Origin of the sequence: Collinsella sp. AF29-7AC, assembly GCF_003475665.1 — a bacterium.
Taxonomy (GTDB): Bacteria; Actinomycetota; Coriobacteriia; order Coriobacteriales; family Coriobacteriaceae; genus Collinsella.
Map to the genome: position 1 here is coordinate 141,485 of NZ_QRQX01000005.1, position 12,834 is coordinate 154,318.

13 protein-coding genes, 1 tRNA gene and 1 pseudogene are annotated in these 12,834 nt (G+C 61.6%); 9 read left to right on the forward strand and 6 right to left on the reverse strand.

All coding sequences use genetic code 11. From position 1 onward, the window contains the following. Positions 1–5 precede the first annotated feature (5 nt). From rpe to DWZ15_RS03610, 6 genes are all read left to right on the forward strand, one after another. Entirely contained in the window at positions 6–677 is a 672-nt protein-coding gene (rpe, locus tag DWZ15_RS03585) for a ribulose-phosphate 3-epimerase (RefSeq protein WP_099431763.1), read from the forward strand. 6 nt (positions 678–683) lie between these two features. Next, positions 684–1,862, forward strand: coding sequence for a cysteine desulfurase family protein (locus DWZ15_RS03590; protein WP_118449432.1), 1,179 nt, complete (start codon positions 684–686; stop codon positions 1,860–1,862). After that, positions 1,859–2,668, forward strand: a complete 810-nt coding sequence (locus DWZ15_RS03595) for a Nif3-like dinuclear metal center hexameric protein (RefSeq protein ID WP_118449434.1) — start codon at positions 1,859–1,861, stop codon at positions 2,666–2,668. The genes DWZ15_RS03590 and DWZ15_RS03595 overlap by 4 nt, the downstream gene beginning before the upstream one ends. Beyond that, complete coding sequence (locus tag DWZ15_RS03600) at positions 2,665–3,384, forward strand: zinc ribbon domain-containing protein (RefSeq protein ID WP_117779054.1); 720 nt, start codon at positions 2,665–2,667, stop codon at positions 3,382–3,384. Before DWZ15_RS03595 ends, DWZ15_RS03600 begins: the two co-directional genes overlap by 4 nt. A gap of 2 nt (positions 3,385–3,386) precedes the next feature. After that, the gene (coaBC, locus tag DWZ15_RS03605; RefSeq protein WP_233544624.1) at positions 3,387–4,601 is read left to right on the forward strand and encodes a bifunctional phosphopantothenoylcysteine decarboxylase/phosphopantothenate--cysteine ligase CoaBC; all 1,215 of its coding nucleotides are present in this window, start codon (positions 3,387–3,389) and stop codon (positions 4,599–4,601) included. A gap of 80 nt (positions 4,602–4,681) precedes the next feature. After that, positions 4,682–4,758 (forward strand) — tRNA-Pro (locus DWZ15_RS03610). Between the two features lie 509 nt (positions 4,759–5,267). Here the strand turns inward: DWZ15_RS03610 and DWZ15_RS03615 are convergent. After that, positions 5,268–6,149, reverse strand: a complete 882-nt coding sequence (locus DWZ15_RS03615) for a DUF6273 domain-containing protein (RefSeq protein WP_147352309.1) — start codon at positions 6,147–6,149, stop codon at positions 5,268–5,270. Between the two features lie 373 nt (positions 6,150–6,522). Between DWZ15_RS03615 and DWZ15_RS03620 the strand changes: the two genes are divergently transcribed. Both DWZ15_RS03620 and DWZ15_RS03625 read left to right on the forward strand, forming a co-directional pair. Then, the gene (locus tag DWZ15_RS03620; protein WP_118449438.1) at positions 6,523–8,127 is read left to right on the forward strand and encodes a tol-pal system YbgF family protein; all 1,605 of its coding nucleotides are present in this window, start codon (positions 6,523–6,525) and stop codon (positions 8,125–8,127) included. Between the two features lie 73 nt (positions 8,128–8,200). After that, the gene (locus DWZ15_RS03625) at positions 8,201–8,452 is read left to right on the forward strand and encodes a hypothetical protein (RefSeq protein ID WP_118449440.1); all 252 of its coding nucleotides are present in this window, start codon (positions 8,201–8,203) and stop codon (positions 8,450–8,452) included. 616 nt (positions 8,453–9,068) lie between these two features. On the opposite strand, the gene DWZ15_RS03630 is transcribed toward DWZ15_RS03625, so the two are convergent. Beyond that, positions 9,069–9,407: a DUF6273 domain-containing protein gene (locus tag DWZ15_RS03630; protein ID WP_118449442.1), complete on the reverse strand. Its 339-nt coding sequence runs from the start codon at positions 9,405–9,407 to the stop codon at positions 9,069–9,071. A 67-nt stretch (positions 9,408–9,474) separates the two neighbouring features. Between DWZ15_RS03630 and DWZ15_RS03635 the strand changes: the two genes are divergently transcribed. Beyond that, entirely contained in the window at positions 9,475–9,780 is a 306-nt protein-coding gene (locus DWZ15_RS03635) for a hypothetical protein (protein WP_118449444.1), read from the forward strand. 79 nt (positions 9,781–9,859) lie between these two features. Here DWZ15_RS03635 and DWZ15_RS03640 read toward each other — a convergent pair whose 3' ends face one another. From DWZ15_RS03640 to DWZ15_RS10475, 4 genes and pseudogenes are all read right to left on the reverse strand, one after another. Next, positions 9,860–11,257: a sensor histidine kinase KdpD gene (locus tag DWZ15_RS03640; protein ID WP_118449446.1), complete on the reverse strand. Its 1,398-nt coding sequence runs from the start codon at positions 11,255–11,257 to the stop codon at positions 9,860–9,862. Positions 11,258–11,283: 26 nt separating this feature from the next. Beyond that, positions 11,284–11,946, reverse strand: a complete 663-nt coding sequence (locus DWZ15_RS03645) for a response regulator transcription factor (protein ID WP_118449448.1) — start codon at positions 11,944–11,946, stop codon at positions 11,284–11,286. A 45-nt stretch (positions 11,947–11,991) separates the two neighbouring features. Then, the gene (locus tag DWZ15_RS03650) at positions 11,992–12,393 is read right to left on the reverse strand and encodes a hypothetical protein (protein WP_118449450.1); all 402 of its coding nucleotides are present in this window, start codon (positions 12,391–12,393) and stop codon (positions 11,992–11,994) included. After that, positions 12,386–12,834 (reverse strand): annotated as a pseudogene (locus tag DWZ15_RS10475) (lantibiotic ABC transporter permease); the annotation flags it as partial. The gene DWZ15_RS03650 and the pseudogene DWZ15_RS10475, both read right to left, overlap by 8 nt.

Genomic DNA, 12,834 nt, shown 5'->3' on the forward strand with positions numbered 1-12,834 from the left:
CTACCATGGGTTCCATTAAAATCGCTCCGTCCGTCCTTTCGGCCGACATGGCCAACCTCAAGGGCGAACTCGACAAGATCGCCGGTGCCGACTACGTGCACTTCGACGTCATGGACGGCCACTTTACCGGCAACCTCACCTTTGGCGTTGACATCCTCAAGGCCGTCAAGCGCTCCACCAATGTACCGGTCGACGCGCACCTCATGGTGTCGAACCCCGACGAGACGGTCGATTGGTACGCAGACGCCGGCGCCGATATGATCACCGTACACTACGAGGCCTCCACGCACCTGCACCGCACGCTCACCCATCTGCAGCAGCGCGGCGTTAAGGCCGGCGTGGTGCTCAACCCCGCCACCCCCGTGTGCGTGCTGGAGAGCATCATCGACGTCGTCGATATGGTGCTGCTCATGAGCGTGAACCCGGGCTTTGGCGGTCAGAGCTTTATCCCGGGCACCATCGCAAAGCTTCACGAGCTCAAGGCCATGTGCGAGCGCCACGGCGTGTCGCCCCTGATCGAGGTCGACGGCGGTATCTCTTCCAAGAACATCGCCGAGGTCGTCAAGGCCGGCGCCAACGTGCTCGTGGCCGGTTCTGCCGTATTTAAGTCCGAAGATCCCGCTGCCGAGGTTGCGCTGCTGCAGAAGCTGGGCAACGAGGCCGCACAGGAGGCATAAACCCTTATGACCGCAGGTCAAAACCGCATACCCGTGAATCTTGACTATGCCGCCTCGACGCCCATGCGCGCCGAGGCGCTCCTTGCGCAGCGCGAGTACGACGACAGCGAGCTTGCCGGCGTCAACCCCAACTCGCTGCATTCGCTCGGCCGCAAGGCTGCCGCGCGTCTGGAGGTTGCACGTCGCGAGATCGCCCGCAGCTTTGGCGCGCGCGTCCGCCCGTCCGAGATTGTACTGACCAACGGCGGCACCGAAGCCAACCAGCTGGCGCTGCTCGGTCTTGCCGAGGGCGCTCGTCAGCGCGATCGCAAGCGCGATCGTGTAATCGTTTCGGCCATCGAGCACGATTCGATTCTGGACAACCTGCCGTTGCTGCGTGCCGCCGGCTTTACCGTCGACCTGGTGCAGCCCTGCCGCATGGGCTACATTGAGCCTGCCACGCTTGTCGAGCTGCTAGGCGACGACGTGGCGCTCGTGAGCATCATGGTTGCCAACAACGAGACCGGCGTGGTGCAGCCCATCCGCGAGCTTGCCGCGGCCACGCATACCGTTGGCGCCCTTTTCCACACCGATGCAATCCAGGGGTATCTGCATATTCCGCTCGATGTCACCGAGCTGGGAGTTGACGCCATGACCGTTGCCGCGCACAAGATCGGTGGCCCCGTGGCATCCGGCGCGCTCTACCTTAAGAACCGCACGCCGCTGCGCCCGCGCATCTTTGGCGGCGGACAGGAAGCCGGACGTCGTGCCGGCACGCAAGACCTGCGCACGCAGCTCGCCTTTGCCGCTGCCGCCTCGTCTCTGACGCCCCATGTGGCTCAGGAGCGCGCGAAGCTGCAAGCCCTTTCCGACAAGCTCTACGCCACGCTTACGGCCCACCAGCGCATTCACGCCACCATGGGTGACTACGCGCATGCCGACCGTCTGCCCGGCATGGTATCGATCTACATTGACGGCATGGACTCCGAGGAACTCATCATCAAGCTCGACGCCGCCGGCTTTGAGGTTTCGGCCGGCTCGGCGTGCTCGAGCGGCAGCATGGACCCGAGCCATGTGCTCAGCGCCATGGGCATTGGTCGCGAGCAGGCACTAGGTGCACTGCGCATTTCCTTTGACGACCGCGTGAATCCGGACGATCTGGACGAGTTTGCCCAGACGCTGCTCTCGATCGCAGGTGCCGCATGATCGTCGCCGAGCTCGAGCGCGCGCTACTGGCACGCTATCCCAAGACGGACACCGAGCCCTGGGACCACGTAGGACTCTCCGTTGGCGATCCGGCCGCGGAGATCACCGGCGTTGCCTGCGCACTCGATGCGACTGAGGCTAATGTTCGCCGCGCCCAAGAAGCAAGCGCCAACGTGCTGCTGACGCATCATCCCATATACATCAAGGCACCCGAGGCCTTTTGTCCGGCGGATGCCACACGACCCCAGTGCAGTGCGGCCCTCTACGAGGCTGCCCGCTGCGGGGTGAGCATTATCTCGCTCCACACCAACCTGGACCGCTCGCACGAAGCCCGTGTCTGCCTGAGCAAGCTGCTGGGTGCCGCACCCGTGAGCTCACTGGAGCACGTGGACGACCCCGAGGCCACCGGCCTGGGCGCACTTGCAACGCTCAACGACCCGTGCACGCTGCGCGATCTTGCCACCCGTGCTGCCACGGCCTTTGGCAGCGACCCGCGTGTGTGGGGCAAAGCTGATCGCCCGTGCCGCACCGTCGCCATTTTGGGCGGCTCCCTGGGCGACTTCGGAGAGCTCGCCATCGCCGCGGGCGCAGATGTTGTCGTGACGGGCGAGGCGGGCTACCACGTGGCGCAAGACCTTGCCTTGCGCGGGCTGCCGGTGATCTTGCTCGGTCACGATCGCTCCGAGGAGCCGTTCGTGGATATCTTGATGAACTCTGCGGTTGACGCCGGGGTCGACCCCCGTCATGCGATTAAAATACTGAACCCTTGCCAATGGTGGACTGTGACAAAAGGAGAGAACTTATGAGCGCCGGCGCTACGCTACTCAAGCTGCAACAGATCGATTTGGAGCTCGCACGCAACAAGAGCGAACTTGCCAATATGCCGGAGCTCAAGGAGCTCGCCTCAAAGCGCAAAACCTATGTAAAGCTTAAGTCCGAGATGACCAAGCTCTATGCTCAGCGCAAGGACCTGGACATTGAGCTGGACGATCTCAACACCACCGAGATCCAGACCAACAACGCCATCGAGGCAGCCAAGAAACGCCACGTCGACGGCTCTGACTACCGCGAGGTCCAGGATCTAGAAAACGAGCTCGCCACTCTGGCAAAGCGCCTGGATAAGATTGAACACACCCGCAAGGACGTCGTCGTCGCCCATAAGGAAGCGCTTGACCGCGAGGCTCGCGCGCAGGCCATCATTGCCAAGTTCGAGGAGGGCGTAAAGGCCGATACCAAGGCCGCCCGTGCCAAGGCTGCCGATCTGCAGGCTCAGATCGATGCCGCCACCAAGGAGCGCACCGCGCTTGCCGCCACGCTGCCGACCGACGTGCTCACCGATTATGAGCGTCTGCTTAAGCAGTTCCGCGGCCTGGCCGTCGAGACCATCAAGGGCAACATCCCCACGGTCTGCCACACGGCGCTGCAGGCGTCGTCCATGAGCGACCTCAACCATGACGGCAGTGAGATTACGCACTGCCCTTATTGCCACCGCCTGCTCGTGCTCCCCAGCAAGGAAGCCTAACGATGACGGCGGCACCCAACAATTCAATGCAACTTGAGGGAAAAACGATCCTGCTGGGCATAACCGGCGGGATCGCCGCCTATAAGTCGTGCAATATCGTGCGCCTGCTGCAAAAGCGCGGCGCACGTGTCAAAGTCGTTATGAGCGAGCATGCCACGGAGTTCGTGGGCCCGCTCACGTTCCGCGCGCTCACCAATGAGCCGGTCGCGGTTGGGCTATTCGACGACCCGTCTGACCCCATCCACCATATCTCGCTTGCGCAGGAGCCCGACTTGGTGGTCGTGGCGCCCGCGACGGCCAATATCATCGCCAAGATGGCCAACGGCATCGCCGACGACCTCATCTCCACCACGCTGCTTGCCACGCCGCGCCCCATCGTGATCGCACCGGCCATGAACAATGGCATGTGGAAGGCACCGGCCACACAGGCCAACATGGCCACGTTGCGCGACCGCGGCGTTCACGTGGTGGGACCCGGCAGCGGCTACCTTGCGTGCGGCGACGTGGACACGGGCCGCATGAGCGAGCCCGAGGACATCGTCGAGGCTGTCTGTGAGGTGCTCAACCCCGTGCCGCAAGATCTGACGGGCAAGCGCATCGTCATCACCGCCGGCCCCACGCACGAGCCGATCGACCCGGTGCGATTCATTGGCAACCGTTCTTCGGGCAAGATGGGCATCGCCCTGGCGGGGGAGGCCGCACGTCGCGGTGCCGCCGTCACGCTCGTGCTGGGACCGACATCGCTCGATGTTCCCCGCGGTGTGGAGTGCGTGCACGTACAGACCGCCTCAGAAATGCTCAAGGCAGCGCTGAGCGCCTTCCAGACGGCCGACGCGGCCATTTGCGCCGCCGCCGTCGCCGACTACACGCCGGCGGCCCCGGCGGACCATAAACTCAAAAAGGCCAACGAGCGCCTGGATCGAATCGAGCTCGTCGAGACCGTTGACATCTTGGCCGAACTTTCACGCCAAAAGGGCGATCGCCTCGTAATCGGCTTTGCAGCCGAGACTGATAACGTCGTCGAGTACGCCGAGCGCAAATTGACCCGCAAAGGCTGCGATGCCATTATTGCCAACGATGTCTCACGCGCCGATTCGGGCTTTGGAACCGACACCAACAAGGCTTGGATCGTGAGCATAGCGGGTACGCAAGAACTACCCGTACTAACAAAACCCCAGCTCGCAGATACAATTTTGGACTTGCTTCAAAATTTGTAAAAAAGTTCTTGCACAAGGACAAAGTTTCGGGTTAATATACTCCCTGTTGCGAGCGAGAGCAGAGCAACAAACAAAAGCTTCGGGACGTGGCGCAGCTTGGTAGCGCACTTGACTGGGGGTCAAGGGGTCGCTGGTTCGAATCCAGTCGTCCCGACCAGAAGTTTGCAGGTCAGGCACGTAGTGTCTGACCTTTTTTGTTTTAAGCAATTGCTTAATTTTGATTAAGCAACAGGGTGCCAAAAATCTACCTACGCGATAATCGCTATTTGTGGCTACTTGCGCGTTTTGCACGCGCTTGAGCCGATTTATTAACGCGATATGAATCTACATATTCGTAGCTGGTATACAGCCGAGTACAGGCTGTATTTATCGCGGCAATTTACGCAGATATAGCGACTATAACGAACAAGCGTGTCGCTGTATTTATTCCAGTAGTTCACATGATCGGTGGACAAGTGGGCTGTCGCGACGAAACGCAAACCAGGATGGGCTCTATACGAGGACGCCGCAGAGGTAATGGCGGGGGGGGTGCGGCGGGCGCTCTAAGAGCCACTTTATGACCCCATTTTTACTCAAACCGACTACCACTGCCATGAGCCTCAAATTGTTCGAGCAATCGCCAAAAGAAAGGCCCGCACGGGATTGTGCGGGCCTTTCTCCAAATGATTAGAAGCACCAGGCAGGACAGACGCATTCCGAGCTATCTGCATAGCTGCTATACGGCAGGTCACCTTGGCCGTGGACAGTGCTGAAGTGCATTGTGTAGCTCAGGTTAACCGAACGTATCCACCACCATTTGCCATTGGCGATGGAAGGGTTTGCGCTAGAGTATGTCACCTTGCCCTTGAAGGCTTCGTACTGGGTGCCCTCGCAGCCGATCCAAGAATATTCTCCCCAATCATAACGAGGCTTGTCAAAGAATTCTGAGATGCTGAGCAGGAACAGTTTGTCCGATGTCGCCGTCACGGCGGCATCCTTGTTTGCGGGTCCGCCACCGACATTGTTCGAGAGCTTCTTGACAATCTTAACTTTGGACTGGAAATCGCTGGGCAACCGGTTCCAGATCTCGCCGGAGTTCATCTTTTGACGGATTTCGGACTTCTCCCAGCCACCGATGTTCGTGGCTCCGCTGTTCACGCAAGACTTAATACCCGTCGAGGTAGTGAGGAACGTCAGTCCGGCCTTGCCCGAGCCGTCGGCCAAATCGTCATGGTTGATCCCGATGATCTTGTACTCGAGCGTCTGCCCGTCGGTGAGCTTCATCGAGAATTTCCTCCCCGCGTCCATCGCGGCCTTCGCCTTGGCGTAGGCGGGCGACGCCTCGCCCTTCGCGGCGATGTCCTCGGCCACGGCCTTCTGCTCGCCGAGCGTCCAGTCCTTGGCGTCCTTGGCGATGGCCGCCTGGACGGTCGTGGAAGCGGTGCCTGTGAAGCCGCCGCCGGACGCTCCGCCGCCCTCGGTGCCAGCGCTAGTCTCGCTGTTCACCGTGTTGCCGACCAGGTTGAACTGGTTTCGGATGGCACCGGCCACGCCGGGTCCCGCGAACACGATGACCAGGCCGATAATCGCGATGATCAGGACGTACTCGATGATAGATTGACCTCGGGGGCGGGTATTCCTAGGAGATACCCCCCCCCCCCGAAGGTTCCGCGCCGCTGCATACATATGCGACACTCCCTTCGCTCAGGGCTTGTAGATGCATCGCCGAGCGTAGGACTATCCCAAAAGGTTGCGCTGGTCTTGCCGCAGCGGCAAAGAATAATTAGTCCAACGCCTGCGCGGCCTAACCGACCACTCACATATCCAAATTTGTTGCTCAACAAATTCGCAGGTAGCGTATGTAAAATTGAGTTGGAAAGCTGGTGGGAACCGTCTTATAGCTAAGCCGTTCCAAAAGCCGCGAATACAGGAGGTAAGGTGATTGGGTAACTATAAAGTTATCTTCAGGGATGACTGGTCCGGGGATTCGAGTCTGCTGAAATGGGAGCCCGGATGCCCGGCGATGGTAACGGTCGTCCAGGTCGTGAGAAACGTCGACACCTCTGAGGCTTATCTGCAGATAAAGATCGAGAATCTCTCAGCGGATATCTTGAACTCCATCTCCGGAATCGCCCATGTCGACTATGCCGATGGGTCCAGAGGCTATGTCCCCTTTTCGGAACTAGACTTAGACCTGCCGCAATGCGAGCAGGGAGCCCTTAAGGCAACGGCGCTGCCGAGGGGAGACGTCGAGTCCGTTTTCATCAAGCTGCTTCAAATCGACTCCCAGCAAGGGAAGTGGCACTCGACCGGAGAGCCTGCCGAAGCGCCCGAGCGCGAACCGCTTTCGATGATCGAGAAGGCGATGGCCGAGAGGGACCGCCAGCTGAAGGAACTGCATGCCGACAGTCGAATCGCCGGCGGCAAGGCGCAGTTCCATCAGGGATGGTGGGTGTGTGCATGCGGGTGCATTAACGTTGAGCGGGAAAGCTGTCACAGGTGCAAATGCCACAAGGACCTCCTCTCGGATTTGCAGGACGAAGAATCCCTATGCAAATCGGCCGATATACGGTCTCAGAACATATACGACAGGGCCGATTCAATTATTGCCAGCGGAGAGAGTGTCGAAAACCTGAAAAAAGCGCGTGAACTTTTCAAAGGCATCTCTGGTTGGAAGGACGCCGAAGAGCGTGCTAAGGAATGTTCAGAAAAGCTAGCCGTGCTCGAGCCGAAATCGGCAAAGAAGCGCAAATTGCTGCTATGCCTCGCCACGGCCGCCGCCGTGCTTCTCGTCTTCTTTCTGACGGCGGGAAGGCCGATGGCGATAAAGGCAATTACTGGGCTGCAAAAAGAAATTCGGTACAGGGAAGCATTCTCGCTTTACGAAGGCGGCAATTATAGGAAGGCGTATGCCGAATTCAAGTTGATTCGATCATACAGCGAAGCGTCGGAGATGGAGGCGAAGGCCGCCAATGCCCTGGCGGAGGATTATGCAAAGGAAGGGGATACGGACCAAGCTATCGAATGGTTCAAGAATGCGGACAATGAAACCGGCGCCCACGAGGTTGAATACGGGTACGTGAAGAAGCACTATGACAGCAGCGATTCCAAAACGAAGGAATACCTGGACGAGCTCGTGGACGTAGGCTATCGCGATGCCACCGAACTTTATTCCGACCTTTACAAACTGGATGTAAGGATTCTTGTGAATTCCGATGAGAACGATACCGAAACATCCCTGACAGAAATCGGCTCGAAGTCGATGGGTGACACCTATGTACACGTTTTCGTTGACGGCGGAGACCGATCGCAAGAAGAGGTCGATATCCGCGTGTTTGAGGAGTACGCATGGGGCATCGATGGCGAGGTGACAAATAATTATTCTGAAACGCAGCCCGCGAACTACGTAAAAGGATTCAAGCGCGGGTGGAACCTCATTCGGCTTTGGAATCAAAGTTCCGTTATTTATGACCATAGAATCACGTTAATTGAGCCCGTGACGGGAGAGACGCTGGCGACGACAGAATTCCGCACGCCCTATAACTAAGCATCGGCTTTCAGTCAACGATATTCCGAATGTCGGGCAAATCAAGTATTTTACGAGTTAGGAAGAGAAGCACATGCAAATCATCTTTTACGCCCTCATAATCTGCTACGGCATAGCCTGCTATTTTTCAGGGGGGCTAATTGGTAAAGCAGCGAGTGACAAAGGGTATGGGGACCAGAGGTTAAAGCTGGCCTTCATAATCGTGTTCGCGACGCCCGCGAGCGCCGCGATGATCGTTGCGGCGCTTCCCGACAAGAAGCTCCAAACCAGCGTTTCCGATGATTCGACGCCGCATTCGATAGATGCCGAGCTTCCGAAGCTGTAAGGCATCATTGCGAGTGGGCTCGTTCAAGCTCTGAATTGGCAGTTCAAAATCAGGCATCGCGTAGGGCCGGACTAATGCCTGCGCCCTATGCGATGCCGCTGTACCGGTTTTGCCAAGCGTTTCATACCGTCCATCTCTACGCAATGACGCTCGGAACATTGTCGTTAAAGCTCCCGTGGCATTTGATGTTAGAGACGCTGCAATCCCAGCAGTCGTATCCAAGCGAAACGCGGCTTTCAAACATGGTGTGCTTCTCGCCTACAGATCGGGCGTTGAATTTGCTCGCGTCCCAAAACGCATACCGCTCGGCGCCTAAAAGCACACTCTTAATTCCGTGCAAATCGAGCGTCAAATCCCAGTGCCTAAATCTCCTTGTTAATTCTCAAAGGAATTCATATATGAGGTGAGGGAGCAAGATGACGCGTAAATCCTATTTCCACGGTTATAAACGCCAAAAGAAAGCCCTTGCGGGATTGCACTGGCTTTCCAGTAATTGCAGGTGAGTTTAAAAGCAGAATGCCGGATAGAAAGGTTCGGTAACTAAGGCTTCCTGGGAGGCATTAGTGGCGTTCTCTCCAAAAATTCTAAAAGCCGTGCCTGGCCAATTAGCATGTGATCATGACCACCAATAGCCGGCATGCGTTAGGCTTCCGTAGTTCGAGCTCGATACGCCCTTGGCGGTATACAGTTCATACTGATAACCCTGTGACCATACGGATTCGCCACCCCACACCTCGGTGACACTAAGGATGAAAACCTTATCGGGTGTAGCCGTAGCTTGAGCAATATAATTACCGCCTTTGTTGTCGGTCATTATATTCACGGATTTAATTTTGGCCGTGAGTTCGGTCGGCAAAAGTGCCCAGAGGTCACCCGAATTAAGGCGCCCGCGCAGCTCTGACTTCTCCCAGCCGCCGACGTTGGTGTTCGTCGGGTTAATACGCTGCTCGCCCATGACATCGTTGGTCGTCTCGAACGTGAGCCCTGCCTTACCGGAGCCATCCGAAGGGTCGTCATGGTTGATGCCGACGATACGGTACTCGAGCGTCTCGCCGTTTGCGTCCGTCCTCGATGCGCAGCGGAAGGTTCTCGAGGAGGTCTCCAGCGCGCCGTTCGAGGCGACGGATGGAAGGGCGGGCGACATCTCCTATATCGCTCCCGCTGCACCGACGTGGGTCCGCGCCCTTGTCGACGCCGACGGAACCATTGACGCCATCGAGACATCAAATCACGCCGGCCTTGCGTCCTGGGTCGCCAACATCCGTGCTGCGGCGGACGAGATGACGACTCGCATCGCCGACATGCTCATGCATGTGGGCGTCGACTAGACAGGGCGATCCCCGCAACGGGCATTATTATCCGGGAAGCGTTTGGTTGCGAGGTACGACAGTGTGAGGGCCTGAGTGGTCAGGCCCCGCACAGGGGGACCGCGATGGTGGCCACCGCGCCGCCCGAGGGGCTGTTGGCGAGCGAGACGTAGCCCCCGTGGGCGCTCGCGGCCTCGGAGGCGACATGGAGGCCGAGCCCGTAGTGGCGGCCTCCGTCGAGCGAGGAGCGGGACGAGTCGTCTGTGAAGAGGCGCTCGCAGCCGCGTTCGAGGGCGGCGGGAGAGAAGCCCGGTCCGTCGTCGGCCACCTCGATGACGAAGTGTCCGCCCGCGACGTCGCAGGAGACCGCCACGCGCGAGCGCGCGTGCTCGGCGGCGTTGGCCACGAGGTTCGCGGCGGCTCGCGCCAGGGCGGTTCGGTCGAGCGGGGCCTCGGGCGCGCCCGCGACAGCGGGGCCCGTGGCCGCGTCGAGCGTCACGCCTCGCGCCCGGGCGATCTGGGCGGCCTCGGCGAGGACCTGTTCGCAGAGCTCGGCCGGCCGCATGGGGGCCCTCTCCGCCCCGCCGGACCCGCGCGAAGCCTCGATGAGCAGGCGCACGTAGCCGTCGAGCCTTTCGACACCGCCGGCTATGTCGCGCGCGGCGGCCGAGAGGTCGCTGTCATTCTCGTCTTCCAGCTCCTCCGCCACGAAGTCGGCGTTGGCGCGCAGCACGGTGAGCGGTGTCTTGAGGTCGTGGGCGAGCGACGCCATCTGCTCGCGCTGCCCCCGCTCCGCGGCCCAGCGGGCCTCGAGCGACTCGGCGAGGGAGGCCCGCATGGCGTCCATCGCGGCGAGGACGTCGTTCACCTCACGCACGTTGGTGCTGCCGACCGCGAAGTCAAGCTCCCCCGCGCCAACGCGCCCCGCCGCCTCCGCGAGCGGCGCCATCTTGCGCGAGATCACGCGGCTCGCACGGCGCGCCACGAGCGCGAGCGCGAGCGCGCTTCCCACAGCGGCGCCGACGAGCATGAGGTTCTGCGGGTTGGGAAGCAGGCTGGCGAGATCGCGCGAGACCCACTGCGGCAGGTACTCGCTGACGAGTGCGCAGGCCCCGCCGCCCTTGAGCGGGAACGCAGCGTAGGTGAGGCCCGAGCCCCCGCCCTCGATCTCCACTGTGCCCGGATCCGCGGCGAGTGCCGTACTGGCCATTTCCGTCGCATCCTCGAGCCGCGTGCCCTCAAGGTCTGTCATCAGCACGTATCCGTCCTTGTTCAGGATGAGGTAGCGGTAGGCCGTCGGCACGTCCTGCTGCCCGCAGACGCCGTCGCGTGCCAGGCCCTCCGCGACCTCGCGCGCATTGGCCGGCCCCCAGCTTGCCTCGTAGACGAAGCCCGCGTTGATCGCCACGGAGAGCACCATGAACGAGGCGAGCCACGCCGTGGCGACCGCCGCGAACGCGTAGGCGAAGTAGCGCGCGATGACGAAGGAGAGCGGCATGCCCCCGCGACCTCGCGCTCCGATCTTCAGAGCTGCCACTTGTACCCCATCCCCCAGACGGTCGCGATCGGATCGGCGCCGGCCTCGGAGAGTTTCCTCCGGGCGCGGCTGACCTGCATGGATATGGCCGCATCGTCGGCGTCGCTCTCCCAGCCGAGCACCGCCTCGCGTATCTGCGCGCGGCTCATGACCTGCCCGGGGTGACGAGCGAGGTACTCGCAGATGGCGTACTCGGTGGGCGTGAGCGGCACGGCCTCGCCACCCACGGCGAGGCCGCGCGCCCCGAGGTCGATCCGCACCTCCCCGAAGGAGAGGGCGTGCGAGCGCGGCCGGCGCTCACGGCGTAGATGGGCCGCGACCTTGGCGCGCAGCTCCGCGGCCCCGAAGGGCTTGCGGACGTAGTCGTCGGCGCCCAGGCCGTAGCCGGCCACAGCATCCTCCTCGGCCACGCGAGCGGTCAGGAAGACGATGGGCCCGTCGAAGTCCGGGCGGATCTGCCGCACGAGCTCGAAGCCATCAAGCCCCGGCATCATGACGTCGCAGAGCACGAGGTCGAAGCGCGAGAGGTCCATCCCCGGGACCGCCGTTGGATCCGCCTCCCCGACGACCTCATGGCCGTCGCGGCCGAGGACGCGCGAGAGCGCGTCGAGGATCGCCCGTTCATCATCCACTGCCAGTATCCTCGCCATGTTCGACCTCCTGAAACTTCCGTCGGAATTGTACTAGCGCCTCGCTCAGCGGTCCAGAGCCCCGCGCGCAGCCGCGGGCGCCTGGGCCGCGTCGCACGCGCGGTAGCGCACGCCCGAGCCGCCGCACGCCTCGATCTCGAGCCAGCCCTCGCCGTCCGACTCCCGTCCGAAGAAGATGAGCTGGAGCTCTCGGACATTGCCCCCGTCGTCCGCCGCGTCCACAAGGTAGACGTAATTCGCCCCCGCCCCGGTGACGTCGGCGTAGGAGCTCGCGTGGCTGCCGGACTCGGGCGCGGGCGCCCACATTGCGATCTCAGGGTTGGGCAGCACGCGGTCGGCGATCGGGCGCAGCGCCGAACCCCAGCCCGCGTCGAGCAGGGCATTCCCGACCAGGACAAACGCTGCGGAGAGGGGGACGTGCACGGCGGCGAGCGGCTTCCTATGCATCTGCCCTCCCGCCCTCGAAGCGGCAGAACCAGGCGAGAAGGACGGCGTCGGCTGCCAGGGTGAGCACGAGGCCAGCGAGCGCAGTCGTGAGGAGTGGGCCCGCCGCGCGTGCGGCGTCGATGAAGGCCTCCACCCCGAGCGACCCCAGGCGCGCGGGCCAGGCGAGCGGCACCCAGCTCAGGGGCGTCGCCAGGGCACCGGTGAGCTCACCGGTCATGAGACCGTGCGCAAGTCCGCCCACAGAGAAGAACGCGAGGAGCATCCCCGCCGCGCCGGCGCCGATGACGGCGTTGCGGCCGAGGCGCAGGGCCACGCCGAGCCCCAGCGCGTAGAGGGGCAGACTGCCCAGCACGATGCCCGCCCAGGCGGCCGCAAGCGGAGCGGGCCCGAGCGGCAGGCGCCCGGCGACGGCGAGCACGGCCCCGAAAACGCCGAGCGCCA

Bases quoted from the DNA above. Each gene is read 5' to 3' on its own strand.
- rpe (WP_099431763.1), top strand. From the start codon at position 6: ATGGGTTCCATTAAAATCGCTCCGTCCGTCCTTTCGGCCGACATGGCC.
- DWZ15_RS03590 (WP_118449432.1), top strand. From the start codon at position 684: ATGACCGCAGGTCAAAACCGCATACCCGTGAATCTTGACTATGCCGCC.
- DWZ15_RS03595 (WP_118449434.1), top strand. From the start codon at position 1,859: ATGATCGTCGCCGAGCTCGAGCGCGCGCTACTGGCACGCTATCCCAAG.
- DWZ15_RS03600 (WP_117779054.1), top strand. From the start codon at position 2,665: ATGAGCGCCGGCGCTACGCTACTCAAGCTGCAACAGATCGATTTGGAG.
- coaBC (WP_233544624.1), top strand. From the start codon at position 3,387: ATGACGGCGGCACCCAACAATTCAATGCAACTTGAGGGAAAAACGATC.
- DWZ15_RS03625 (WP_118449440.1), top strand. From the start codon at position 8,201: ATGCAAATCATCTTTTACGCCCTCATAATCTGCTACGGCATAGCCTGC.
- DWZ15_RS03630 (WP_118449442.1), bottom strand. From the start codon at position 9,407: ATGGGCGAGCAGCGTATTAACCCGACGAACACCAACGTCGGCGGCTGG.
- DWZ15_RS03635 (WP_118449444.1), top strand. From the start codon at position 9,475: ATGCCGACGATACGGTACTCGAGCGTCTCGCCGTTTGCGTCCGTCCTC.
- DWZ15_RS03640 (WP_118449446.1), bottom strand. From the start codon at position 11,257: ATGCCGCTCTCCTTCGTCATCGCGCGCTACTTCGCCTACGCGTTCGCG.
- DWZ15_RS03645 (WP_118449448.1), bottom strand. From the start codon at position 11,946: ATGGCGAGGATACTGGCAGTGGATGATGAACGGGCGATCCTCGACGCG.
- DWZ15_RS03650 (WP_118449450.1), bottom strand. From the start codon at position 12,393: ATGCATAGGAAGCCGCTCGCCGCCGTGCACGTCCCCCTCTCCGCAGCG.